This is a genomic window from Nesterenkonia lacusekhoensis (genome assembly GCF_017876395.1).
Taxonomy (GTDB): domain Bacteria; phylum Actinomycetota; class Actinomycetes; order Actinomycetales; family Micrococcaceae; genus Nesterenkonia; species Nesterenkonia lacusekhoensis.
Window position 1 is genome coordinate 322,047 of sequence record NZ_JAGINX010000001.1, and the last position, 25,094, is coordinate 347,140.

Sequence of the window (25,094 nt, forward strand, 5' to 3'; positions counted from 1 at the left end):
CATGAGTTCCCAGCACCCCGGCTCCACCGAGCCGCTGACCGGCTTCGCGGCCCGGCACATCGGCCCCTCGGCCTCCGCGGCCGAGCAGATGCTCAGCACCCTCGGCTATGACTCCCTGCAGCAGCTGGTGGACAGCGCCGTGCCCGCAGGGATCCGGCAGGAGCAGCAGCTGAACCTCCCCGAGCCGCTCACCGAGGCCCAGACGCTGGAGGCCCTGCGCGACTACGCCTCGCAGAACACGGTCAAGGCGCAGATGATCGGCCAGGGCTTCTACGGCACGCACACCCCACAGGTGATCCTGCGCAACATCCTGGAGAATCCCGCGTGGTACACCGCCTATACGCCGTACCAGCCGGAGATCTCCCAGGGCCGACTGGAGGCGCTGCTGAACTTCCAGACGATGGTGGCCGATCTGACCGGGCTGGACATCGCCAACGCCTCCCTGCTGGACGAGTCCTCCGCCGTGGTCGAAGCGATCCTGCTGATGCGCCGGGCCAACCGGAAGAAGGCCGAGGCCCCGGTGGTGGTGGACACCGATATCTTCCCGCAGACGCGTGCAGTGGTGCAGGGCCGCGCAGACGCCCTGGGCATCGAGGTGATCTTCCACGACGTCCTCGGCCGGGGACTGCCCGAGGGTGAGATCAGCGGCCTGGTCCTCCAACAGCCCGGCAACTCCGGAGCCGTGGTGGACCACCGCGAGGTCATCGCCGAGGCCAAGGAGCGCGGCGCCCTGGTCACCGTGGCCGCGGACCTGCTGGCCCTGACTCAGATCACCCCGCCCGGCGAGCAAGGTGCGGACATCGCAGTCGGCAACTCGCAGCGCTTCGGCATCCCGCTGTTCTTCGGCGGTCCGCATGCCGCCTATATGGCTGTCCGCTCCGGGATCCAGCGACAGCTGCCCGGTCGCCTGGTCGGAGTCTCCAAGGATGCCCAGGAGCGTCCGGCCTACCGGCTCTCACTGCAGACCCGCGAGCAGCACATCCGCCGAGAGAAGGCCACTTCCAACATCTGCACCGCCCAGGCCCTGCTGGCCGTGGCCGCCTCCATGTACGGGGTCTACCACGGCCCTGAAGGACTGCGTCGGATCGCCGGGGAGGTCCACGCCAAGGCGCAGACGCTGGCTGCCGCGCTCAAGGAGGCCGGCCGGGACCTGGTCACCGAGGAGTTCTTCGACACCGTCCAGGTCCGCTTCGCCTCCGGCGCCTCGGCCGAGGCCGTGCTCTTCGCCGCCGAGGCCGGCGGGGTGAACCTGCGCCGCGTGGACCCCACCACAGTGGGCATCAGCGTGGACGAGACCACCACGCCGGCTCAGTTGGGTGTGGTGCTCGATGCCTTCGGTCTGGCCGGATCCGCCGACGCGGGCCGCGAAGTCGCGGAGCAGGCCGCTCGGACGCTGGAGGAGGGCGTGTCCTTCCCGGTGTCCATGGTGCGCACCAGCGAGTTCATGACGCATCCGATCTTCCACGAGATCCGCTCCGAGACGCAGATGATGCGCTATCTGCGGCGGCTCGCGGACCGGGATCTGGCCCTGGACCGGACTATGATCCCGCTGGGCTCCTGCACGATGAAGCTCAACGCTGCCACAGAGATGGAGGCCATCTCCTGGCCGGAGTTCGCAGGCATCCACCCCTATGCGCCGGCCCATCAGACCGCCGGCTGGCGGGCGATGATCGAGGATCTGGAGTCCAGACTCTCCGCCGTCACCGGCTACGCCGAGGTCTCCATCCAGCCCAACGCCGGCTCTCAGGGCGAGTACGCCGGGCTGCTGGCCATCCGCCGGTATCACCTCTCCAACGGCGACGCCGAGCGTGACATCTGCCTGATCCCCGCCTCAGCCCACGGCACCAACGCCTCCTCCGCCGTGCTCGCCGGGCTGCAGGTGGCCGTGGTGGCCACCGCGGAGGACGGCACCATCGATCTGCAGGATCTGGACGCGAAGATCGCTGAGCATCCCGGGCGGATCGCGGCGATCATGCTCACCTATCCCTCCACCCACGGGGTCTATGAGGCCGATGTCCGTGAGGTCTGCGGGAAGGTCCACGACGCCGGCGGTCAGGTCTACATCGACGGCGCCAACCTCAACGCGCTGATGGGCCTGGCCCAGCCCGGAGAGTTCGGCGGCGACGTCTCCCACCTGAACCTGCACAAGACCTTCTGCATCCCGCACGGAGGCGGCGGGCCCGGCGTCGGGCCGGTGGCGGTGGCCGAGCACCTGCGTGCGTTCCTGCCCACCACTGAGGTCGGTGCCGGATGGGCCACGGAGGCCGAGGGCGAGGTCCGTGAGGGAGCCCCGGTGACCGCCACACCGTTCGGCTCGGCCGGGGTGCTGCCGATCAGCTGGGCCTATATGGCCATGATGGGTGCTGAAGGTCTGACCCGCGCCACGGAGTATGCGCTGCTGAGCGCGAACTACATCGCCGCGCGGCTGGCCGATCACTTCCCGACCCTCTACACCGGGGAAGGCGGTCTGATCGCCCACGAGTGCATCCTCGACCTGCGTGAGCTGACCAAGGCCTCAGGCATCACCGCGGAGGATGTGTGCAAGCGGCTGATCGACTACGGCTTCCACGCTCCTACGCTGGCCTTCCCGGTCAACGGGACCTTGATGGTGGAGCCCACCGAATCCGAGGATCTGGGCGAGATCGAACGGTTCATCGAGGCGATGATCTCGATCCGCGCGGAGATTCAGGAGGTCGTCGACGGGACGCTCAGCCAGGAGGAGTCGCCGCTGCGCTGGGCGCCGCATCCGGCCGCCGTCGTCGGTGCCGATCAGTGGGACCGCACCTACGGGCGCGAACAGGCCGCCTTCCCGGTCAAGGGGCTGCGCCAGGACAAGTACTTCCCGCCGGTGAGCAGGATCGACGGCGCCCACGGTGACCGGAACCTGGTGTGCTCCTGCCCGCCGCCGGAAGCCTTCGAGCTCTGAGGAGGTCTCGCTCGGACCTCCCACCCACCTACCGCCCACTGACCTGCCCACCCACCCACGCTTTACCAAGGGGTTTTCGGTTTACCTACCCGTATACGTGGAGGTAAATCGAAAACCCCTTGGTACGACGAAGGAATTGTGATGACTGAACCCGCAGAACAGACCACGAGCCAGTCCCCGGATCCGGCCCTGAGAGAGACCGCCCTCGCCGGCGAGCATGAGGAGCTGGGCGCCAGCTTCACCGACTTCGGCGGGTGGAGGATGCCGCTGAAGTACAGCTCTGAGCTGGAGGAACACCATGCGGTGCGCACTGCGGCCGGGCTCTTCGACCTCTCCCATATGGGGGAGATCCGAGTGGTCGGGCCCGAGGCCGGCACCTTCCTCAACACCGCCCTGGTGGGCAACCTGGCCGCCCTCGCTGTGGGCAAGGCACGATACTCCCTGATCTGCCGGGAGGACGGAGGCATCCTCGATGACCTCATCGCCTACCGGATCACCGAACAGGAGTACCTGGTGGTGCCCAATGCGGCCAACCGCGAGCTGGTGGCCGCCGCTCTGGAGGAACGCGTCTGGGCCTTCAACGCCGCGCACGGCAGCGAGACCGAGGTCTGGGATGAGTCGGACGGGATCAGCCTGATCGCCGTGCAGGGGCCGAGGTCCCAAGAGATCATCTCCTCGGTGGTCCGGCTCGATGAGACCTTCATCGTCGAGGAGCTGGGCTACTACGCCTCCACCACGGTGACCATCGGCGGTCAGGAGGTGCTGCTGGCCCGCACCGGCTACACCGGTGAGGACGGCTTTGAGCTCTTCCTGCCCCATGACAAGGCCGGTGCCCTGTGGCGGGCGCTGCGCGAGGCCGGTTCTGACGCCGGCCTGACTCCCTGCGGCCTGGCCTGCCGGGACTCGCTGCGTCTGGAGGCCGGCATGCCGCTCTATGGCAACGAGCTCTCCACCGAGCGGACCAGTTTTGAGGCCGGTCTGCCCGTGGTCTCGTTCTCCAAGGAGGAAGACTTTGTGGGCCGAGCCGCCCTGGAGGCCGCCAAAGCCGAGGGCCGCGGCCGGACCAGCGGGCAACGTCTGGTCGGCCTGAAGGGCCTGGGTCGGCGGGCAGGCCGGTCCGGCTACTCCGTGGTGCTGCCGGAGGAGGCCCCCGACGCCGGTGCGGCGGCCGATGCCGAGGGGCCTGGTCGTGTGGTCGGCGTCGTGACCTCCGGGCAGCCCAGCCCGACGCTGGGATATCCGATCGCCATGGCTTATGTGGACGTGGAGCACCTCGAGCCCGGTACGCGGCTGGACATCGACCTGCGCGGCAAGCCCCAGCCCTTCGAGGTCGTGGAGCTGCCGTTCTACGTGCGGACATAGAGCCCGGGTGCCTGCCGTGGGCCCTTCACCGGGCTGACTGCCGAGGCTCAGCAGACTCCAGGGGCATGAGAGAGCCCGGGCGGCGCCGTTTCCGCCGCCCGGGCTGTTTCGCATCGGTTGAGACTGTCTCCGGCCGGAACGTTGCACCGAAACCCGGCGGATCTCGAAACCGACACTGTGTGGAGCGTGCACCGATTCTGCACGTCTCCTCCATTGTCTCGAGCAGGTTCGAGGTGCCACCAGTCGACTTTCGTCTAGGTTTTGGCCTGATGACCGCAGACGTGGCCGATTGGTCATCAGGGCCTGTGGAGGTCAGCTCGGACAGGGAGCATCAGGCCTTCTTCACCCCTTGCACAGTGACCGTCCACTGACCGTGGCGGTCGAATCCTGCACGCGTAGTGCCGCCGAAGGCCTGCGCCCGGTCTCGGATGCCGACCAGGCCCGCACCGGAGCTGGACCATCCGGTCATCGTGCGGCGGCGGGACGCGACGGTGTTGCTCACACTCATACTCACGTCGTCCTCCCCGATTCCGAGGCTGATCCAGCACCGCTGACCGGCCCCGGCGTATTTGGCCACGTTCGTGGTGCACTCCTGCAGGATGCGGTACAGCGCAGCATGGACTGATCGGGACAGGCCGCGGACGTCGCCGTCGATGGTCAGTTCGGTCTGGATCCCCAGCTGCTGCAGCTGGTCGGTGAACGACGCCGCCCCGGTGGCGAAGTCGAGTTCTGTGGCAGAGGTGGGGTGGGGATCCAGGTCCTGGTCCTCCTCCTGCAGCAGGGCCAGCATGCGCCGCAGGTCCTTCAGCGCGGCACGGGAGGAATCGCCGATGGTGTCCACTGCCACCCGATAAGCGTCCTCAGTGCCAGCCATCCGCGCGGCTCGGGACTGCATGGCGATGATGGTGATGTCGTGGGCGACGATGTCGTGCAGGTCCCGGGCGATGGATTGCCGCTCGGAGGCCACAGACGCCCGGTGCTTCTCCTCGGCGGCCTCCAGCTCCCGCTGGGACTGCAGGCGCGCATTGGTCAGGCGCCGGAAGGCGCTGCCCGCGGCATAGACCAGCAGCAGAAGGAGCGTGCCTGCCGGCGCCAACACCGCACCGCGGGCCAGGTCGGGCAGCAGTGCGGACATGATCATCAACCAGATCACGACGGCGGCCAGGAACGTCCGGCGGAAGACCTTGGTGGCGGCCATGGCGGCGAGGGCGGTCAGCAACAGGCTCAGCACCAGTGAATAGACGAAGCCGCCGTCCACGGTCAGGCTCAGTCCCAGCATGGCCAGCCCGACGGCGCATGCCCAGGTCACCGAGACCCACAGCAGCACCACGCAGCTGATGCTCAGCGCACCCATCACAGTGAGCAGGACCGGATAGACCTGATCGTCGATGGATTCGAGGATGATGTCTGCGCCCACTGCGACGCCGAAGAGCAGGGTAGCGATCACCAGGGGCCATTTGTTCAGGTCGCGACAGGACCAGAAGCCGCCGGATTCGAACTCTTCGGCGATAGACGGCATATGCCCATCCTAGGGTCCCGTCATTAGGATGCTCTCATGTGCTGCCCTGTGGATTCTTCGGCTCCCCCTTCCGAAGGGCAGGACGACCTGCCGGAGATCCGGGTGCTCATCGCCGATGACCATCCGGTTATGAGTCGGGCCCTGCGGACCTATGTGGACTCCACTCCTGGGATGCGCTGTGTGGGGGAGGTGCGTGAGGGGGCCGGCGCCGTCGAATCTGTGGGCCGGCTGATGCCCGATGTGGTGGTCATGGATATGCATATGCCCGGTGTGGGCGGCATCGAGGCGACGTGGCAGATCCGCCGGATGTCTGAGTCCGTGGCGGTGCTCGCAGTGACCACCTTCTCCACGGAGCGCTATGTGATTCCCGCGCTGCGGGCCGGTGCCGGCGGCTATATCGTCAAAGATGCCGAGCCGGAGGAGATCATCGACGCGATCCGGCAGGTCGATGACGGGATGGCGCCGTTCTCTCCCTCTGTGGCCCACCAGCTGATGGTCTCGGTGAAGAACGATCCGTCCCAGGTGACCTCGCTGCTGCAGCGCTATCCGGAGATGCCGCGGCTGCCGGAGCGGGAGCTGGAAGGACTGCGACTGCTGGCCACCGGCTGCTCCAACGCGGAGATCGCAGAGCAGATGATGGTCTCGGAGGCCACCGTGAAGGCCTATATGGGACGTCTTATGCAGCGCTTGGGTGTTCGCGACCGCGTGCAGCTGCTGATCCGTGCGGTGGAGCTGGGTGTGGTGGAGCCCTCGCTGGAGTGAGTGCTTCCGCCGGACCTGGGTGGCACTGGTGACGGCGACGTGACTCATGGGTAACATGTGTCTCATGACACACTCTGCTCCAGATTCCTCTGTTGATCCGACCTATGACGTCTCCACGCCGCTGGACCTCGACTACTACGGGGTCTTCGCCGACGTCCCCGACGAGGACAGGCGCTGGTGGCAGGGGGCCCGGGACTACGCCGAAGGCCTCGAGCCGCGGATGAACCAGCACTGGGAGTGCGGCGAGTATCCACTGGATCTGGTGGCTGAGGCCGGCCGCCGCGGTCTGCTCACCGACGGTGTCGAGGTGGACGACGTCGGGCTGGAGACCATGTCGCCGCTGGCGGCCGGGCTGGTGAACATGGAGATGTCACGGATCGACGGCTCTTTGGCCACGGCGCTGGCGGTCCAAGGCGGGCTGGCGCTGCGGACGCTGGCCTATTTCGGCTCGGAGGAGCAGAAGGCTCAGCATCTGAAGAAGATGGCCACTGCAGAGACTCTGGGGTCCTTCGCCCTGACCGAACCCACCCATGGCTCGGACTCGGTCTCCCTGGAGACCACAGCCCGGCTGGTCGGTGATGAGGACTCTGGACACTATGTGATCAACGGTGCCAAGAAGTGGATCGGCAACGGGGCCTCCGGTGGTCTGACCTTCACCTGGGCGCGGGTCAGCGGCGGGGTCCACGACGGCCAGGTGCGCTGCTTCATGGTGGACCAGCAGACCCGCGGCTACCGTGCGCAGGTGATCGAGGGCAAGTACTCCCTGAGGGCCATCCACCAGGCGCTGATCCAGTACGAAGATGTGGAGGTGCCGGCGACGGCCGTGCTGCCCGGGGCCACCAGCTTCAAGGACACCTCCAAGGTTCTGTTCGCCACCCGGCTGGGCGTGGCCTGGTCCGCCGTCGGGCATGCCTGCGCCGTCGTGGAGTCAGCGCTGAACTACGCCACGCAGCGCGAGCAGTTCGGCAAGAAGCTGGGGCAGTTCCAACAGGTTCAGGAGCGACTGACCTGGATGGTCTCTGAGCTGACGTCGATGCAGCTGCATGTCCGCCAGGCCGCGGAACGGGATATGGCGGGGCTGCTGACCGGTCCGCAGGCGTCGATGGCCAAGTATCACAACACCCGTAAGGCCCGGGCCATCGCTCAGACGGCGCGGGACATGCTCGGCGGCAACGGGATTCTTCTCCAGAACAAGGTGGCTCGGCATATGGCCGACATCGAGGCGGTCCACACCTACGAGGGCACCGAGAGCGTGCAGTCGCTGATCATCGGCCGCGACCTCACCGGGTTCTCCGCCTTCGCCTGATCTGCGCACATCCGCATCGATTGGCATGTCTGAGTGTCCAGACCGCCGGTCTGACGACTCAGATATGCCAATCGATGCGTGTCAGGGCCCTGTGGGGACTGACCCTCGGGCCAACGATACTGACCCCTCATAGAACAGAAAACTCCACCCAGTTGGCGACATCTCTGCCCCTCTGTGACGGGCGAAATGTCGCGAACTGGGTGGAGTACTGAGTGAAGATGCCTCAGCCGCGCAGGCCGCCCTGCCAGAGTGCGTCGAACGGGGTGTTCCCCGCCACGCGCTGGCGGATGCCCTCGGTGACGAACTCCTTGGCCCGGCGTGCGGCCTCCAGGGGAGCCGCACCCTTGGACAGCTCAGCGGCCACCGCGGCGGCCAGGGAGCAGCCGGCGCCGGAGACGGCGTGCTCGCCGATCTTCGGTGCGGAGAGGACCTCCAGGCCGTTCTCGTCCACGAAGACGTCCACGGCCTCGGAGCCCTCCAGGCGCACGCCGCCCTTGGCCAGCACGGCTGCACCGGAGATGCGGTGGATCTCCTGGGCGGCAGCCTTGAGGTCCTCCAGAGACTCGATGGTCATGCCGGAGAGCTGTTCAGCCTCGAAGTGGTTGGGCGTCACGAAGGTCGCCTTCGGCAGTAGCTCCGCCTTCAGTGCGTTGTCGGTGTCCAGAGCGTGGCCAGGCTCCTGCCCCTTGCAGATGAGCACAGGGTCCAGCACGACGTTCCGGGGCTGACGCTGTGCCAGGGCCTCGGAGACGGTGGAGATGGTGGCGGGGGAGCCCATCATGCCCAGCTTGACCGTAGCCAGGGACTCGGCGTCGTAGTCGGCGAAGATGGCTTCGATCTGGTCCGCGATGGTCTGGGCCTCCACCGGCACGAAGCGGTGGTTCCAGCTGTTCTTCGGATCGAAGGAGACGATGCAGGTCAGCGCGATGATCCCGAAAGTCCCCAGTTCCTGGAACGTCTTCAGGTCAGCCTGGGCACCCGCCCCGCCGGTGGCTTCGGAGCCGGCGATCGTCAGGGTCATCGCGGGCGTGGGTGCATCAGTCATTCTGGGTCTCCTCAGCAGTGGGCTCTTCGGCGGCGTCGTCGCCGACGGATTCGTTCTCAGCGGCCTGTGTGGCAGGGTCCTCGACAGTGGCCAGCGGCTGGGCGATCCAGCGACCGGCTCCCAGCAGCAGGCCGGAGGGGAAGCCGACCAGCGGGATGAGCATCGGCATCAGGCCCCCCGTGCCGGCGAAGAGCATCACCGGTCCGTAGAGCAGGCCCACCACGACGTAGCCCAGCACATGCAGGACCACATTGAGATGGTGCCGGTACAGCCAGTTCACCAGCAGAGTGCCGGGGATCCCGACGCCGACGGCCGCACCTGCGATCAGCGGGATCAGCGGAGTCAGGAAGCCCTCGTCGTCCAGGCCCGGGACGAAGGTGAGCCCCAGCAGCAGGGCTCCCATCGCTGCGGTGGGGCCGAGCCAGGAGATGACCCAGCCGGTCAGTCCCAGCCGGACCCGGGGCCGTGGGCCGGTGTCCTCGGTGCGCGCGGCGCGGCGTCGCGCAGTGGTCTTCTCCGGAGCGGGCGTCGTCATAGACGTTGATTCTACCGCTGGTAGAACCCAGCGCCGAAGCGGGTTCTGACCTGTACGGACAGGACCTCAGCTCACGTGGCCCATATGGGCCAGCGCCTGGCGGACCAGCTGCTCACGGCCGCCGACGAACTCGGCCTGGATCTCGGGGGAGAGCACCTGTTCCGGGGTGACCCAGCTGAGCTCGAGGGCGTCCTCGCGCGGGGAACATTCCCCGGAGACCGGCACCACGTAGGCCAGGGAGACCGCATGCTGGCGGTTGTCCACCAGTCCGGTCTCGCTGGGGTAGGGGAAATACTCAGCCACGGTGAAGGGAACCGGCGACGGCGGCAGCTGCGGCAGGGCCAGGGAGCCCAGATCCTTCTCGATGTGGCGAAGCAGGGCCGCCCGGATGGTCTCGCGGTACATGACCCGGCCGGAGACCACGCTGCGGGAGAACCGTCCGTCCTCGTCAGCGGTGTAGAGCAGGCCCAGTTCGGTCACGTAGCCCAGGGCGTCCTGGCGGACCGGGATGGCCTCCACATAGACCATCGGCAGGCGGCGACGGGCCTCGTAGAGGTCATCCTCATTGAGCCATCCGGGGTTCGGATCAGGGGTGCGCACTGACATGGCACCATGCTATCCCTCTGCTCAGCTCTGTGCGCGGGTGGTCGCGGTGGAGATCGCCTGGTCCTTGTCGCCGGGGACGACAGCCTCGAACTGTCGGGAGGGGACCACGACGCGCCAGTGCCCGCCCTGGGCCGGGGCGATGAACGCAGAGCCGTAGTCGGTATGGCGCAGCGTCTCCGCTTTGAAGGAGCGGGCGCGGGCCTTGCCGATCACTCCGGCGGGGGCCTGGGTCCACCCCGGGAACCAGCTCAGCGGCCGCTGGCCGGCGATGCTCAGCGCCCCGGAGGTCAGAGCATAGATGCCCACGGCCAGGACGACCTTCACGGTGATGAGCCAGAGCATGCCAGTCAGTCTAGTGATCCGTGGGGGAGCGGATCAGATGATGTCTTCGACCGGGCGTCCCATGGCCGCGCGGCGCTCGGCGTGATTGATCCGGTGACGGCGGGACTCGGTGGCCAGGATGACGATGAAGGCACCCATGGCGGCGCCGATGGCCACGCCCACGGAGGTCAGGTCGGAGAGCAGGCGCGGGAAGATCAGCCAGAACATGCCCCAGCCCAGACCCAGGGCGATGGTGATCCGGCCGCGTTCGGTCATCGCGTAGAACGCGCCCACCCAGATGCACAGCAGCAGGCCGATCAGAGCCCACAGCAGGGCGGGGATGCCGGGGATGCGGATCCCCAGGGCGGTCAGCCACACCGAGAAGGAGGACATGGCCAGCACCAGAGCCCAGCCGGCGAAGAGACCGGCGGTGGCGTCGGTGAGGCGACGCTCGGTGCTGCTGCGCGCCGTGTGGAAGTTGAACTGCCGCACCGCGTCCATCAGCGCCAGGGCCATGGCCAGCGCGGCCAGCACCGCCACGGTCAGCAGATCCAGGTAGACCGCAGCGGTCCAGGCGAGCATCAGCAGGGAGGCCAGACCGATGCGCCATCCCGAGCGCTGCTGGCGCGGGGTGGACTTCTGCGAGCTCTGCCACTGGAAGACGGTGTGGGCGATGATGGCGCTGACCACCACCGGCCACAGCCAGAAGAAGCTCGCGTCCGGAGCCAGCAGCGCCTGTTCGCCGGAGTACCAGCCGTCCACCAGCACATCCAGGGCACCTCCGCCCAAGATGGCCTGCTGACCGAAGGCGCCGAACATCCAGAGCATGGCGGCGAAGGAGGCGGCCGCTCCGACGGTCACAAAGATCTGCCGGTGCAGGTCGCTCTTCTGGGCCGGCGGATCCGGGTCCCGGGAGGGCAGGTTATAGGGCGGGATGTAGGTGTAGAGGTCATCCTCGTCGTCGCTGGCCTCGTCCGGGGAGGGCGCGGGCGAGACAGTCGTGGCCGCCTCGATGGCGGAGGCCTTCTCCAGGATGATCTCGCGGCGCCGGTCGGCGTCTGCATCCGGGCGGACACGCCCGGCACGCGGGGCGTCGGGGTCCCAGGGCAGCGGGCGCGCATCCCGGGCGCTGCGCTCACGCGGCGCAGGAGGCGGCGGCGGGGGAGAGGGCAGGGACGGTTCGTCCGCGCTCTCGTCGTCATCTGCTTCGTCGATCGGAGGCAGGATCTGAGTGGACTCTGCCTCGGTCTCCTCCGGTGCGGAGCTCTCCCGCGGATCGGGGGCCTCGGCGGCAGTGTTGTCTGTGGAGGTCTCCTCCGCAGGGGCAGACTCGTCAGCCGACGATGACGTCTCGGTCGGCTTCTCGCTCAAGTGCTACGCTCCCTCTGCGGATCGGTGGGGTGGTCGCCTGCGCCGTGCACGGGCGACGATCATCGCGATGATCAACCCAACCAGGGTACCCACAACGACTGCCGCGGCTGTGCTGGCCCACGGGGGCAGCCCGGTAGTTGTTCCCGTAATGTAACCTAATCCGACCAGCCACAGGGTCCAGGTCGCGGCACCTGCCAACGCCAGCGGAATCAGCCCGCCCCGACGCAGACGCATCATACCGGCGGTGGCCATGGAGGCTGAGCGGCCGCCGGGGATCCCGCGGATCAGCAGCAGCCCCACCCAGGTGGAGGCGCCTCCGGCGCGGATGGAGACACGCAGCATCTTGCGGTGCAGCAGCCGTCCCCATCTCCAGCGGTAGAGCACCCGGATGAACTGGTAGCGGAAGAGGGCGTAGACGCCCAGATCCCCGAGCAGGCACCCCAGGAAGGTCACGGTCAGCGCCATGCTCAGCGGCATGATCCCATCGGCGGCCATCGTGCCCGAGGCGATGACCATGACCTCGGAGGGGAAGGGCGGCACGAAGGCGGTCAGCGCCACGGCCACCGCCTGGACCAGGAAGTACCAGAAGCCCCAGGTCTCGTAGAGGGAGGCATCGCCCAGCTCATGCATCGGGGGCCTCCTGCAGGCGTCGGCGGGAGGTGAAGGTGCGGTGCTCCCCGGTGATCGGGTCGGTGAAGCTCAGCGTCTTGGCCAGCAGCTGCAGCGGTGCATCGAAGTCATCAGGGGCGTCGTCGAGCAGCTCGGGGTAGAAGCGGTCGTACAGGATGCCGAGGCCCAGCAGTGCCATGTGGATCCGCAGCTGGTGGGTCTTGCCGGTGTGCGGGGTCAGCCGGAAGTGCCCGACGTCGAGGACTCCGGTGTCCGGCCCGCGGGGCGCCGGACCGGTGGCCAGCAGCTCCACAGCGGAGGAGGAGTTGGCTCCGGGGACGGGCGTGGTCCGGCGTCGGCCCTTCTTGGGCGCGCGGCGGTCCTGGGGTCGCCGTCCAGAGTCGGCGACGTCGTAGGCGACCCTCTCGGAGACGACCACGCCTTTGGTCTTGTGGATGCGGCTGCGCACGCTCAGCGGGAAGCGCGCGGCCAGAGCCTGCGGATCCGTGCCGCGTGGCAGGGCGCTGACGCACTCGTAGGTCTTGGAGACGGCTCGGTTCTCGAAGAGCAGTTGGTAGGCCCCGCGCGTGCTGGGCTCCTTGGAGAGCAGCACGACGCCGGCGGTGCCCCGGTCCAGGCGATGGATGGGGATGAGGTCCGGCTGGTCCAGACGGTTGCGCAGCCGGACCAGCAGGGATTCCTGGACGTATCTCCCGGCCGGGGTGGTGGGCAGGAAATGGGGTTTGTCCACGGCGATGAGGTGCTCATCCTCGAAGAGGATCTCTTCGGTGACCGGCAGGGGAGTCTCGACGCCGGCGGAGCGGTAGTACCAGAGGAACTCGGCCGCACCGAGGGGAGTGTGGGTGCTCAGCGGGGAGCCCTCGGCGTCGACGACTTCGCCCTGCTGGAAGCGCTCGGTGATGCCGCCGTGGTCGATATGCCCGAACTTCTCCAGGACGTAGTCGTGGATGGTCTCCCAGGGGCCGCTGAGGGGCAGGCGCAGGCGCGTGGCGTTGACGCCGTTGCGCACGGGGAGAGGGGAGCGTTGAGACATCAGCCTCAGCCTATCGGGCGGTGGGCCTGGTCAGGATCACTCCTGAGGAGGAGGTTGACCGGGCAGAAGATCTCGCGGGCGAAGCCGGCGGCGAGTCTCAGCCCCACTCGGGGGCTTTGGCCTGCGCGGTCTCCTCAGGGGTTCCCAGCGGGTGGTTGACCTGCCAGGAGAAGCCGAAGCGGTCGGTGACCCAGGCGTAGTTCTGGGCGAACTCATAGCTGCCCGGCTCCATCAGGTAGTGGCCGCCCTCGGCCAGCTTGCCCACGATGTGGTCGAACTCGGAGGCCGAATCCACCACCACCGCGATCGAGGTGGAGGGGGTGAAGCTGAACGCGTGCCTGACCAGGCTGTCCTGGATCATCAGCACCTGGTTGCCGATCTTCAGCTGTGCCGTAGCCACCAGCACCGGCGGCTCTTCAGCGGTCTGCTCGGCGTCGTCCTGCGCGGTCTCCGCCTCCGCTTCCTCCGCGGAGTCCTCCTCACCAGAGTCCTGCTCAGCGGAGCTCTCGTCGGAATCCTCGCCAGCCGAGTCCTCCTCAGCGGAGCCCTCCGGCGTCTCCGCCGAGTCCTCAGCAGCAGAGTCCGTCGCATCCTCGGACCCGGCCGCATCGTCAGAGTCTTCGTCCACAGAACCCTCGTCCACAGAGTCCGCCTCAGCGTCCTCTTCGGTGCTCTCCGTGTCCTCGCCGGACTCTTCCTCACGGTCCCGTGCGATCTCCTGCTCCTCTTCCTCCTGCTCGGTGGCAGGGTCGAAGATCTCAGTTCCCTCGAGGTGGTGCTGGATCGCGACGAGCTCTGCGTCCGGGAAGGTCTCCAGGTAGTGATCGATCGCTTCCTGGGCACGGCCCTGGAACATCAGGAACGGAAAGCTAAGAGTCATGGGATCAGCGTAGCCGACGCGGCCGGGGAACTCTTGAATCTGACCTGGAGCAACGCTGCGCTCAGCCGGCGAACCGCAACCCTGACGGGGAGGAATGGAACCCAGCTGCCCGCAGGGACTTCGCAAACCGATGCTCGAGGATCCGCTGCCCGTTGACCCGTTCCACCGCGATCCGCCCGACCTTCGCCGCCCGCAGCCGCGCGGTCAGCGCCACCGCTGCGGCGTCCAGGAGCTCCTCGTCCTCGGTGAACAGCAGCAGCGTCCGTCCGCCGCGCTCCATATAGATCACCAGCTCGCCGCGGCACAGCACGACGACGGCGCCCGCCTTCCGGCCCGGCCGCGCGGAGACCCCTGAGCCCGGCTCCTCGGCGCCCGGCACCGCCGGCCAGTCCAGCGCCGCACCGTAGGCGTTGGCCGGATCCGTGGCTGCCAGAGCGATCGGCGCCGCAGACTCCTCCTGCCCCCGAGTCCGCGCGCCACGGGAACCGTTTCCAGCTGACCGCTGCTCACCGGAGGCGTCCTCCAGGCGCTCGGAGATCGCGCGCAGCTGATCGATGGTGGCCGAACTGGTGAATTGAGCGGCGCCCAGCTGTTCGATGAAATGGCCCCGCCGGATCTGTCCGGCCTCCTCCGCCGCGGCCAGGACCTTATAGACCGCGGCGAAACCACCGGCCAGCGGCCCCTCGCCAGCGGCTTCCTTGGGGCTGCGGCCGGTCCGCTGCTCACTGATCACCGAGCCGCGGGTGACCACTCCGTAGCGGTCCAGCAGGATCTCCGCCTGGGTATGGGACGCCACTGTGGGAGCCGTCTCCGCAGCAGGCGGCAGCGACCAGCGGCCTCCGACGCCGACTTCGGCGCCTGTGCTCGAGGCCTCAGCGCCGAGCCGTCCCCGGTGGGCCTGCACCGACTGCCGCAGCGCCATCCGACGTGAGGCATGCCGGCTGCGCGACGGCCTGGGCTTCTGCCGGTGCGCCGTGCTGCCGGAGGCCAGGAAGCTGCGCACCGGGGCGAAGCTGTCCGGGATGACCCGGCCCTCCCAGAACAGCTCCCACAGAGCATCAGCAGTCTGCTGAGCTGAGGTGCTCACACCGTCGCGGACCAGCTGGTCATGCAGAGCGTCGGCGAACCAGGCACCTCCGCGCCCCAACGTCTCCACGACGGCCTGGCGCAGCGAACCCTCCTCCTCGCCCTGGGCGGGAGCAGGTCTCAGCAGCGTCTCCGCATCCTCCCGCGGGGCGAAGGCCACCCAGCCGTCATGGCCGGTGAGCGCACCACGGCCCAAAGCCACCACCTCACCGGAGGCCAACAGCTCATCCAACATGCCGGGCCGATAGTCGGGAAGCCGTGCCGGAAGGATGAAGGACTCCCAGGCACTGGCCGGTGCCGCCGCCCCGGAGAGCTGGGAGAGCACCGCACTCAGATCGGCCGCACGCAGATCAGCGGAACCGGCGTCGTCGTCTGCTTCAGCCACTCCCTGCCACTGCAGCAGGAACTGGGCGTAGGCCCGCACCGGGACCGGCTCCACCTCGGCTCGCAGGGCGGCCAGCGAGCGACGCCGGATCCGACGCAGCATCTCCACCTCGCACCATTCGGTCTCCTCGCCCGCCGGCAGACCCTCAGGGCGGAAGAGGCCCTCCACCACCCGGTGCTCCTCGGTCAGGCGGCGCAGCGCATCGGCCACCACGGCCCGGCCCAGCCCCAGGGCGCGGGCGGCAGCCCCTATGGTGAAAGGCCCGTGGGTGCGGGCGAAGCGGCCCACCAGATCGCCCAGCGGATCGGCCACCGGGTCCAGGAAGGTCTGCGGGATCCCGGGAGGAAGCGGCACGCCGAGCCCATCGCGGAGACGAGCTGCATCCTCCACCGCGGCATAGGCCGGCTGTCCCTGCCAGGAGACTCGGAACGCGCGCTGGGAGGAGACCAGCTGCTCGGCCCAGGCCTCCGCCTCCGGCACAGACGCATGGGCTGCTGCCTCAGCGTCAGCGGCCTGGCCGTCGGCCTCTTGGCTGCCCGCCTCCCCGCCGTCGATCTCCTCGGCCTCGGCCTCGTGAGCAGGACTGTGCGGAGACTCCAGACGCTGTGCCAGCTGTTCAGATGTCAGTGGGCCCAGCAGCCGCAGCAGATCCGCCACCGATTCTGCGGCGCGGTCCTCCCCACGAGCCCCGGGGGAGGTGGGAAGCCGCCGGGCGGGGCTCAGCCGCTGGACGTGAGCCTCGGCCTCGTCGATGATCTGCTGGTCCAGGAACTCGCGCAGCTCCACTCGGCCCAAAAGCTCGCCCAGCAGCTCCGGGTCCACCGACAGGGCGGCGGCCCGGCGCTCGGCCAACGGAGAATCGCCCTCGTAGAGGTACTGGGCGATGTAGCCGAAGAGGATGGACTGGGCGAAGGGGGAGGGCCGGTGCGTGGTCGCCTCCACCAGGGTGATCTGCCGCTGAGAGATCCCGCGGGTCAGCTCCAGCAGCGCGTCCATGTCATAGACGTCCTGGAGGACCTCGCGCATAGCCTCCATGATCATGGGGAAGTCGGGGTAGCCCGCGGCGACCTCCAACAGCTGGGAGGACCGCTGACGCTGCTGCCACAGCGGAGTGCGCTGGCCAGGGTTCTGCCGCGGCAGCAGCAGGGCCCGCGCCGAGGCCTCGCGGAATCGTCCGGAGAAGAGCGCGCTGGCGCTGACCTGTGAGGTCACCAGCTCCTCCAGCTCCTCCGGCTCAAAGCGGAACAGCTCGGCCCCGGGCGGCTCCTCATCCATCATGGGGACCCGCAGCACGATCCCGTCGTCGCTGGCCATGGCAGCCCCGTCGAGCCCATAGCGCTCATGCAGGCGTTCACCCACGGCCAGTGCCCAGGGCGCGTGGACCTGCAGACCGTAGGGGGAGTGCAGGATGATCCGCCAGTCGCCCAGCTCATCGCGGGTCCGCTCCACGACCAGACGGCGGTCCGTGGGCAGCGCCCCGGTGGCCTCCTGCTGATCGGCCAGGTACCGGACCAGGTTCTCCCGGGCCCACTGGTCCATGCCCAGGCGCTGCAGCCGCTGCTGGACGGCCTCCTCCTGCCCGCCGGCGTGGACTTCGCGGACAAAGGCGCCCAGGGCACGGCCCAGTTCGGCGGGACGGCCCAGCCCGTCGCCGCGCCAGAACGGCAGGCTGGCCGGCTGACCGAAGGCAGGGGAGACCAGCACACGATCGAAGGTGATCTCCTCGATCCGCCAGCTGCTGGTGCCCAGCGCGAAGACATCGCCCACCCGGGACTCGTAGACCATCTCCTCATCCAGCTCGCCCACACGGCGGCCTCCGGTGCGGGCAGAGCCTGACACGGCCCCGGTGCCTTCCCCGCTCTCCTCTGAGCCCACCAGGTAGACCCCGAAGAGCCCTCGGTCCGGGATGGTCCCTCCGGAGGTGACGGCCAGGCGCTGGGCCCCGGGGCGTCCGCTCAGGGTGCCGGCGTCGCGGTCCCAGATGATCCGGGGCCGCAGATCGGCGAAACGGTCGGAGGGGTACTTCCCGGCCAGCAGGTCCAAGACCGACTCATAGGCTGAGCGCGGCAGCGAGGCGAAGGGGGCCGAACGGCGCAGCGTCTCGAACCACTCCTCGACGTCCAGACACTCCAGAGCCGAGGCGGCGATGGTCTGCTGGGCCAGGATGTCCAACGGGTTCTTGGGGATGTGCAGGGCTTCGATGTGCCCGGAGAGCATGCGTTCCACCACGACGGCGGTGCTCACCAGATCCCCGCGGTGCTTGGGGAAGAACCAGCCCACGGAGACCTCGCCCACCTGGTGCCCGGCGCGGCCGATCCTCTGCAGGCCCGCCGAGACGGCGTGTGGGGCCTCCACCTGGACGACGAGGTCCACCGCGCCCATGTCGATGCCCAGCTCCAGCGAGGAGGTGGCGACCACGCATCTCAGCCGCCCTGACTTGAGATCCTCTTCGATCAGCGCGCGCTGCTCCTTGGACACGGAGCCGTGATGGGCGCGGGCGAGCTCAGCGGGCTCTGCAGGATCGGCCTCCCCGGCGTGGGCGGCGTCGGGCTCAGCAGCACTGCCGGTCTTCTCCGCCCAGATCTCGTTGAGCCGGCCGGTGAGCTTCTCCGCCAGGCGTCGGGAGTTCACAAACACGATCGTGGAGCGCCGCTGGGCCACCAGATCCACCACTTTGTGCTCCACATGGGGCCAGATCGAGGGCTGGACACCTTCGGTGTCCGGCCCTTCAATCGCCTCGGGAGACCTCTGCGCAAGCTCCGGGTCTCCGCTCGGCTCAATCGGTCCCGCAACGGCTGTCGGGGAGGCGAGGTCCTCCACCGGGACGGAGACGGTGATGTCCCATTCCTTCTGGGACTCCGGCGCGACGACCTCCACCGGCTGTCGTCCGCCCAGGAACCTGGCCACCTCGTCCCGGGGCTCCACCGTGGCCGAGAGCCCGATCCGTTGAGCCGTGGGGTTCCCGGCGTCGCGCAGCATGGAGTCCAGCCGTTCCAGGGAGACTGCCAGATGCGCGCCGCGTTTGGTGCCGGCCAGGGCATGGACCTCATCGACGATCACCGTCTCCACCTCAGCCAGAGTCTCCCGGGCCTGAGAGGTCAGCATCAGATACAGCGACTCCGGCGTGGTGATCAGGATATGGGGCGGTGTCCGCACCAGGTCGCGCCGCTGCTTGGCGCTGGTGTCTCCGGTGCGCACCCCTACGCTGATATGCGGGGGCTCAGGGAGCGAGCCGGCGTCGTCGGTGTGCCCGCGCTCGCCGGCAAACCGCCGAACCGTGTGCCCGATGCCGACCAGAGGGCTGCGCAGATTGCGCTCGATGTCCACACCCAGGGCCTTCAGCGGGGAGATGTAGAGGACTGTGGTCTTTGCGGCCTCCGGAGGGCAGGAGAAGAGCCGGTCGATGGACCAGAGGAAGGCCGAGAGCGTCTTGCCGGAGCCGGTGGGAGCGATCACCAGGGCGTTCTTCCCCTGGGCGACGGCATGCCAGGCGCCCTCCTGAGCGTCGGTGGGGGAGCCGAAGGAGGCCCGGAACCACTCGCGCGTCGCCTCAGAGAACTGGTCGAGTCCGGTCACATTCCCACTCTAGTCGGCTGTCCGGACACGCTCCTGTGACCGCACGACCCACGCTCCGGTGACAGCACAGCCGCCGGGTTCAGCGGGCGGAGCTCAGCGGGCGTAGGGCAGCAGGTCCTCACGCCGCAGCGGCCGATTGAACAGCGGGCCGTCAGGCTCCATCACCCGTCCGGCGGCCAACGGCCCCAGCGAGACCGGGTCGAAGCCCATGCGCACCAGCAGCCCCATGACCAGCCCGCGGGCCTGGTCGTCATCGGCCGCCACTGCCAGGGCTCGGCGCTGTGTCATGGGCAGGTCCCGGCCGGCGGCGTCGTCGAGGTCCGAGTGGGCGATGTGGTTCAGCGCCTTCACCGTCCGGGCCGGGCTGAAGTGCCCGGCGATGGCCATGGAGCTGGGCAGCTGTTCGGTGACCGCCGCCTCCAGCCAGCCCGGCAGCGGCTCGCGCTCGCCGGAGTAGGTCCAGGTGTTGGTGGCATCGATCAGAATGGACTCGCCGATCCACGCCGGATCCACCTCGTCCAGCTCCTCCTGCGGCACCGCGAGGATCACGATCCCGGGACCGTTGCGCCGGGTGCGCTCTGCGATCTGCTCCGGCGCCACCGGCTCGGCCCCCGGGGCGTAGATCTTCAGGTGGTGCTGCAGCGCCTTCGGCGGGCGGGTGGAACAGATGTCGACGCCGACGTCGGCGGCCAGCAGAGTGCGGGCGAAGGCGGTGCCTGCCCGGCCGGCCCCGAGGATCCCGACGACGGGCGGGGAGGCGGTGCGCGGTGCGGTGTTCTGCTCAGACATGGTGGTAGGGCCTTCCTGCGCTGATCTCCTGGGCTCGGTAGACCTGTTCGGCCAGGATCATCCGCACCAACTGATGCGGGAAGACCAGCTGGGAGAGCGACCAGGTGAAGTCCGCCCGGGCGTGCATCTCGGCGTTGACACCGTAGGCTCCGCCGATCACCACGGTCACGGAGCGGCCCGAGTCGAACTGGCCCTGCAGGTGCGTGGCCAGGGCGGGGGAGCTGATGTTCTTCCCACGCTCATCCAGCAGCACCACATGCTCATCAGCCTTGACGGCGCCCAGGATGCGTCCGGACTCCTCGTCACGGGCGGCCTCGCCTTCGCGGGAAGAGTGGGGGAGGAGCTTCCACTGCAGGTCATAGGGCTTGCGCAGGCGCTGGGTGTAGCGGTCGATGCCGTCCACGGCCCATTTCTCGTGCTTCTTGCCGATGGCCAGGACGGTGATGCTCATGGGGACGACTCTACCGGGGCCGGGGCCGGGGTCCATGATGGACTAACCTGTTCCACGGATGTGAACGAAAACTCACGATAGGTGGCAGTTTGAGCCCGACCAACAGACGGATCAGCAGCGTGTTTCAGCAGGTCATCGACCGCAACCCCGGGGAGACGGAGTTTCACCAGGCGGTCAAGGAGGTCTTCGACTCTCTGGGGCCGGTGCTGACGAAGTTTCCCGAGTACACCGACGAATCGATCCTGGAGCGCATCTGCGAGCCGGAGCGCCAGATCATCTTCCGCGTCCCGTGGACCGATGACCAGGGCAGAGTCCAGATCAATCGCGGGTTCCGAGTGCAGTTCAATTCGGCGCTGGGTCCCTATAAGGGAGGCCTGCGCTTCCACCCGACCGTGTTGGCGGGGACTGTGAAGTTCCTGGGCTTCGAACAGATCTTCAAGAATGCCCTGACCGGCCTGCCCATCGGCGGCGGAAAGGGCGGCAGCGACTTCGATCCCAAGGGACGCAGCGACGGAGAGATCATGCGTTTCTGCCAGTCCTTCATGACAGAGGCATACCGCCATCTGGGCGATCGCGTCGACGTCCCGGCAGGTGACATCGGGGTGGGCCGGCGCGAGATCGGTTATCTCTTCGGGCAGTACAAGCGGATCAGCAACCGTTACGAGTCCGGCGTCCTCACCGGTAAGGGCATCACCTGGGGCGGATCGTTGGTCCGCACCGAGGCCACCGGCTACGGCACGGTCTACTTCACCGAACACATGCTCCGCACCCGGGAGCGGTCCCTCGACGGTGCGAAGGTGCTGGTCTCCGGATCCGGCAACGTGGCTCTGTATGCGATCGAAAAGGTCCAGGAGCTCGGCGGCACAGTCGTAGGTGCCTCGGACTCCTCAGGCTCGGTCTACGATCCTCACGGCGTCGACATCAACCTTCTCCGAGAGGTCAAGGAGGTCCGCCGGGCGCGGATCACTGAGTACGCCGAGGCGCGCCCCCAGGCGGAGTTCATCCCGGACCAACGGGTGTGGGCCGTCGCGGAGAAGACCGCGGTGGACGTGGCGCTTCCCTGCGCCACTCAGAACGAGCTGACCACGGAAGACGCTGAGCTGCTGGTTCGAGCCGGAACTGCGGCGGTGGCCGAAGGCGCGAATATGCCCACCACTCCGGAAGCGATCCGTCTGCTGCGTGAGGCCGGGGTGCTCTTCGGCCCGGGCAAAGCGGCCAACGCCGGAGGTGTGGCCACGTCGGCCCTGGAGATGCAGCAGAACGCCACCCGGGACACGTGGTCATTCGAGTACACCGAGCAGCGGCTGGCGGAGATCATGGAGAACGTGCATGATCGCTGTGCCGCGACGGCTGAGGAGTACGGGGTGCCGGGAGACTACGTCTCCGGGGCGAACATCGCCGGTTTCACCCAGGTGGCCGACGCGATGATCGCACAAGGCGTGATCTGAGCCCCACCGGTCCTTCTGGAGATATTAAGAGCCCCACGTGCACCTGCCAGAGCCCACCTACCCTTGCTACCTTCCGGTCCTGGGGGAGTTCAGCAGGATGACACCACACGTGGGGCCGCAGACCATCGTATCGTGTGCCCCGGTCAGAAGGCGAACTGGTCGCCCAGCCCCATGGTGCCGGGGCTCAGCACCGTGGCGAACAGCCCGAAGGAGGGTTCTCCGCGCTCATTGAGCGGTCGCTCCGCGGCCAGCGTCCGCAGCAGATCGCCGTCGCGCCGGCCGGTCACCGGATCGATGTCGATCACTGCACACCGCGGCACCGGGGCGCCCAGCAGAAGCCGAGCCGTCCCGACGTCGACCTCCCGCCCCTGCCAGGACTCCTCGGCGAACGCAGAGGCGGAGTCAGCGCCCGCGCCGAGCACTGCCGTGGGGCGGAACCGGTGCCACAGGTGATCCTCCTGCGGCAGTTCAGAAGCTGCCTGGAGAGCCTGGAGGGAGGCTTCATGCAGCAGGGTGACCTGCCCGCCGTAGACCACCTCGCCCCGCGGGGCGCGGGCCAGCAGGACCTCGCGGCCCAGGTGCTCGGAGAACAGCTCCGAGACCTGACCGGGCAGGGTCCGGACAGTGACCTCCCGGCCCCAGTAGTCCACCCTCATGTGGGGCTCGGCGGCGGTGTGGGCCGCCGCGCCGGCGTCGGGAGCGGGGTCAGCAGCGATGGCCTGCGCCCCGCAGGGGGCTGTCACCCGCAGCCCGACCGGCGTGAGCTCTGCGGCGATCTCCAGCAGCTGCGGGTGCTGCACCGTGCGCAGGACACGGCCGGTCTGCGGGTCCACCAGGCAGAATTGCCGATCGCCCACCGGACCCCGGGCGTCTACGGTGACGCGCTCATGGGGCAGGTGCCGAGTGCCTTTCATCGGAGAGAGCCCCAGGCGGGTCACGCACAGGTCCGCCGTCGGGCCGTCGTCCGTCAGGTGCGTGCTCATCGCCGGACCTCATCGATGCCTCGGGCGGCCAATGCTCGTCCGGTGTCCCGGGCGTAGTCCACAGAGCCGGTCAGCAGGGGGACGGTCCGGGCGCGGATGCTGCGCTCCAGCCCTCGGGCCTGCGTCTGACGGTGGGCCAGATGCGCCAGATCTGCCAGATAGGGGATCGCTCGCAGCATGACCAGTCCGGCCAGCGCGATGCGCCCCGGGGACAGACCCACCCAGCGCAGCGGCAGCACCAGCGTCCGGAAGACTCCGAGCAGGTCGTGCGGGCGGGTGGTCAGGATCAGCAGCTGGGCTCCCAGCAGGCAGGCGATGATCCGGCTGAGCACCTCCCCGGCGCCGGCCAGATCGTTGAAGACCAGCTGGGCGGCCAGTACGGCGGCCAGCAGCAGCCAGATCCTGCGCAGCAGCCGCAGCATGCGGGAGGCGGGGACGCCCGCGGTCGCGCCCAGGGCCAGCACCCCGACGGCGACGCCGAGGCTCACCGTGGGCGAGCGTAGGAACAGCACCGTCACCGTCACCGCCGCCAGCACAGCCACCTTCGCCCAAGCCGGGGTGCGATGGAGGAATCCGTCGCCGACGGCGGTGCGGCCGAAGACCTGGTCCCGGGGGCGCAGCGGCCGGGGGCGGCGTCGGCTCATCCGGCGGCTCGCTCTCGGGCCATGCTGCGATAGGTCTCGATCACCGACTGTGGGGCGCCGTCGGTCCGGAGTCCGCCGTCGTCGATGAGCAGGCAGCGGTCAGCTTGGGCGGCCAGCTGAAGATCATGGGTCGCCGTGATGATCTGCAGGCCCTTCTGAGTGGCCAGCTGGTCCAGGATCCCGGTGAAGCGCTGGGCGTTGACCAGGTCCAACAGTGTGGTGGGCTCGTCCAGCACCACGATCGCCGGCTCCAGCACCAGCACAGTGGCCAGGGCCACCAGCTGCTGCTGACCTCCGGAGAGCTCGTGGGAGCTGCGGTCGGCCAGCTCCCCGATCCCCAGCTCTGCCAAGCAGGAGGCGGCCAGTCGGCGTCGTCGTGCCCGATCGCGGACGGTGCGCTGCAGAGAGAGCTCCACATCCTCCTGCGGAGTGGGCATGACCAGCTGGGCGGCCGGATTGGAGAAGACGAAGCCCACCTGCCGCCGCACCTCGCGGCCCTGCTCGATGGTGTCCATGCCGCCGACGGTCACCCAGCCTTCGGTGGGTTCGACCAGCCCGTTGAACAGCTGCAGCAGGGTGGACTTGCCGCCGCCGTTGGGGCCGATGACGCTGATCCGGCGCTCCGGGAGCTCCAGGGCGGGGACCGTCAGCAGCTCGCGCTCCCCGGCGCGGACGCGCACCGACTCGAGCTGGATCCCTGGGGCGGGGCGTGTCACCGGCGTGCCAGCAGAGTGGGGTAGGTGCGATGGAGCAGGGCGGCCGCTCCGGCGCCTGCCAAGGATTTGGCCAGATCGCCGGGCCAGAACACGATGTCCATGAGGAAGGCCTCCTGCAGGCTGACGTCCAAGGTGAAGCTCATGCCCAGGATGCCCAGCGGGTGGGTGGCGAAGACGCTGCCCGCGGCCGCTGCGCAGAACAGCAGCGGGATCCACCAGCGGGGCGGGGATCGGCGCAGAACGGCACGAGCCAGCAGCCCGGTGATCAGTGCGGTCAGCGGGAAGGAGAGCAGGTAGCCGGCTGAGGGGCCGGCCAATACGCCGAGGCCCCCGGAGAAGCCGGCGAAGATCGGCAGGCCCAGCAGGCCCAGGGAGACGTAGAGCCCGGCTGCCGCCATTCCGCGCCAGGGGCCCAGGGCCAGGCCGGCCAGTGCCACGCCGAGAGTCTGCAGGGTGATCGGCACTCCCGCCCCTCCCACTGGGATGGGCGGAGCGAAGGCCAGCACGGCGATCAGCGCGGCGAAGACTCCGGTCAGGGCGATGTCTACAGTCCGGTGCGCGCTCTGAGCGTTGTGGCGGCGCAGGGTAGAGGCGGTCATAAAGGGTATCCAACCGGATTTTTGAACAGTGTTCAAACTACTCGCGGGTATGGGTATGGGTGTGCGGTCGCGGGGCAGCTGCTGGCCGGCTGGCGCGATTCTCGGCGGCGGCGCGGCTCTG

At 68.6% G+C, this 25,094-nt stretch carries 21 protein-coding genes and 1 other RNA gene; 5 read left to right on the forward strand and 17 right to left on the reverse strand.

Translation table 11 applies throughout. The annotated features are described in order from the left end of the window. Position 1: 1 nt before the first annotated feature. Together gcvP and gcvT are read left to right on the forward strand one after the other, a co-directional pair. On the forward strand, positions 2 to 2,926 hold the full coding sequence (gene gcvP / locus JOF45_RS01535; RefSeq protein ID WP_210047469.1) for an aminomethyl-transferring glycine dehydrogenase: 2,925 nt from the start codon (positions 2 to 4) through the stop codon (positions 2,924 to 2,926). A 141-nt stretch (positions 2,927 to 3,067) separates the two neighbouring features. Then, positions 3,068 to 4,288 carry a glycine cleavage system aminomethyltransferase GcvT gene (gene gcvT / locus JOF45_RS01540; RefSeq protein ID WP_210047470.1) on the forward strand — a complete coding sequence of 407 codons (1,221 nt, stop codon included), beginning with the start codon at positions 3,068 to 3,070 and terminating at the stop codon, positions 4,286 to 4,288. A gap of 331 nt (positions 4,289 to 4,619) precedes the next feature. Here gcvT and JOF45_RS01545 read toward each other — a convergent pair whose 3' ends face one another. After that, complete coding sequence (locus JOF45_RS01545; RefSeq protein WP_210047471.1) at positions 4,620 to 5,807, reverse strand: sensor histidine kinase; 1,188 nt, start codon at positions 5,805 to 5,807, stop codon at positions 4,620 to 4,622. Positions 5,808 to 5,843: 36 nt separating this feature from the next. Between JOF45_RS01545 and JOF45_RS01550 the strand changes: the two genes are divergently transcribed. Then, positions 5,844 to 6,569 (forward strand): response regulator, encoded by a 726-nt coding sequence (locus JOF45_RS01550; protein ID WP_210047472.1) that lies wholly within the window; start codon positions 5,844 to 5,846, stop codon positions 6,567 to 6,569. Between the two features lie 64 nt (positions 6,570 to 6,633). Continuing rightward, positions 6,634 to 7,875 carry an acyl-CoA dehydrogenase family protein gene (locus tag JOF45_RS01555; RefSeq protein ID WP_210047473.1) on the forward strand — a complete coding sequence of 414 codons (1,242 nt, stop codon included), beginning with the start codon at positions 6,634 to 6,636 and terminating at the stop codon, positions 7,873 to 7,875. A 223-nt stretch (positions 7,876 to 8,098) separates the two neighbouring features. On the opposite strand, the gene thiD is transcribed toward JOF45_RS01555, so the two are convergent. The 11 genes from thiD to JOF45_RS01610 all read right to left on the reverse strand — a co-directional run bounded on the left by thiD (position 8,099) and on the right by JOF45_RS01610 (position 20,583). Then, positions 8,099 to 8,920, reverse strand: a complete 822-nt coding sequence (gene thiD / locus JOF45_RS01560; protein WP_210047474.1) for a bifunctional hydroxymethylpyrimidine kinase/phosphomethylpyrimidine kinase — start codon at positions 8,918 to 8,920, stop codon at positions 8,099 to 8,101. Beyond that, complete coding sequence (locus JOF45_RS01565) at positions 8,913 to 9,455, reverse strand: hypothetical protein (protein WP_245324105.1); 543 nt, start codon at positions 9,453 to 9,455, stop codon at positions 8,913 to 8,915. The genes thiD and JOF45_RS01565 overlap by 8 nt, the downstream gene beginning before the upstream one ends. Positions 9,456 to 9,521: 66 nt before the next feature. Continuing rightward, a complete protein-coding gene (locus JOF45_RS01570) occupies positions 9,522 to 10,061 on the reverse strand; it encodes an NUDIX hydrolase family protein (RefSeq protein WP_210047475.1) in 540 nt (179 codons plus the stop codon). A 21-nt stretch (positions 10,062 to 10,082) separates the two neighbouring features. Next, the gene (locus JOF45_RS01575) at positions 10,083 to 10,403 is read right to left on the reverse strand and encodes a hypothetical protein (protein ID WP_210047476.1); all 321 of its coding nucleotides are present in this window, start codon (positions 10,401 to 10,403) and stop codon (positions 10,083 to 10,085) included. A gap of 33 nt (positions 10,404 to 10,436) precedes the next feature. Continuing rightward, on the reverse strand, positions 10,437 to 11,753 hold the full coding sequence (locus tag JOF45_RS01580) for a hypothetical protein (protein ID WP_210047477.1): 1,317 nt from the start codon (positions 11,751 to 11,753) through the stop codon (positions 10,437 to 10,439). 3 nt (positions 11,754 to 11,756) lie between these two features. Next, complete coding sequence (locus JOF45_RS01585) at positions 11,757 to 12,383, reverse strand: DedA family protein (RefSeq protein ID WP_210047478.1); 627 nt, start codon at positions 12,381 to 12,383, stop codon at positions 11,757 to 11,759. Further along, complete coding sequence (locus JOF45_RS01590) at positions 12,376 to 13,416, reverse strand: pseudouridine synthase (protein ID WP_210047479.1); 1,041 nt, start codon at positions 13,414 to 13,416, stop codon at positions 12,376 to 12,378. Before JOF45_RS01590 ends, JOF45_RS01585 begins: the two co-directional genes overlap by 8 nt. Positions 13,417 to 13,513: 97 nt before the next feature. Beyond that, positions 13,514 to 14,296 carry a VOC family protein gene (locus tag JOF45_RS13460; protein ID WP_210047480.1) on the reverse strand — a complete coding sequence of 261 codons (783 nt, stop codon included), beginning with the start codon at positions 14,294 to 14,296 and terminating at the stop codon, positions 13,514 to 13,516. 61 nt (positions 14,297 to 14,357) lie between these two features. Beyond that, positions 14,358 to 19,343 (reverse strand): DEAD/DEAH box helicase, encoded by a 4,986-nt coding sequence (locus JOF45_RS01600; protein WP_210047481.1) that lies wholly within the window; start codon positions 19,341 to 19,343, stop codon positions 14,358 to 14,360. 93 nt (positions 19,344 to 19,436) lie between these two features. Further along, positions 19,437 to 20,132: an NADPH-dependent F420 reductase gene (locus tag JOF45_RS01605; RefSeq protein ID WP_210047482.1), complete on the reverse strand. Its 696-nt coding sequence runs from the start codon at positions 20,130 to 20,132 to the stop codon at positions 19,437 to 19,439. Further along, the gene (locus JOF45_RS01610) at positions 20,125 to 20,583 is read right to left on the reverse strand and encodes a 23S rRNA (pseudouridine(1915)-N(3))-methyltransferase RlmH (RefSeq protein WP_210047483.1); all 459 of its coding nucleotides are present in this window, start codon (positions 20,581 to 20,583) and stop codon (positions 20,125 to 20,127) included. The genes JOF45_RS01605 and JOF45_RS01610 overlap by 8 nt, the downstream gene beginning before the upstream one ends. An 89-nt stretch (positions 20,584 to 20,672) precedes the next feature. Between JOF45_RS01610 and gdhA the strand changes: the two genes are divergently transcribed. Then, positions 20,673 to 22,031, forward strand: a complete 1,359-nt coding sequence (gdhA, locus tag JOF45_RS01615; protein WP_210047484.1) for an NADP-specific glutamate dehydrogenase — start codon at positions 20,673 to 20,675, stop codon at positions 22,029 to 22,031. 23 nt (positions 22,032 to 22,054) lie between these two features. Here gdhA and ffs read toward each other — a convergent pair. The 5 genes from ffs to JOF45_RS01640 all read right to left on the reverse strand — a co-directional run bounded on the left by ffs (position 22,055) and on the right by JOF45_RS01640 (position 24,973). Beyond that, positions 22,055 to 22,151, reverse strand: an RNA gene (gene ffs, locus JOF45_RS01620) — signal recognition particle sRNA small type. Positions 22,152 to 22,174: 23 nt separating this feature from the next. Next, complete coding sequence (locus JOF45_RS01625) at positions 22,175 to 23,014, reverse strand: MOSC domain-containing protein (RefSeq protein ID WP_210047485.1); 840 nt, start codon at positions 23,012 to 23,014, stop codon at positions 22,175 to 22,177. Further along, positions 23,011 to 23,658 (reverse strand): energy-coupling factor transporter transmembrane component T family protein, encoded by a 648-nt coding sequence (locus tag JOF45_RS01630; RefSeq protein ID WP_210047486.1) that lies wholly within the window; start codon positions 23,656 to 23,658, stop codon positions 23,011 to 23,013. Before JOF45_RS01630 ends, JOF45_RS01625 begins: the two co-directional genes overlap by 4 nt. Then, positions 23,655 to 24,374 (reverse strand): energy-coupling factor ABC transporter ATP-binding protein, encoded by a 720-nt coding sequence (locus JOF45_RS01635; protein WP_210047487.1) that lies wholly within the window; start codon positions 24,372 to 24,374, stop codon positions 23,655 to 23,657. Before JOF45_RS01635 ends, JOF45_RS01630 begins: the two co-directional genes overlap by 4 nt. Beyond that, positions 24,371 to 24,973, reverse strand: a complete 603-nt coding sequence (locus tag JOF45_RS01640) for a biotin transporter BioY (protein WP_210047488.1) — start codon at positions 24,971 to 24,973, stop codon at positions 24,371 to 24,373. The genes JOF45_RS01635 and JOF45_RS01640 overlap by 4 nt, the downstream gene beginning before the upstream one ends. Positions 24,974 to 25,094 lie beyond the last annotated feature (121 nt).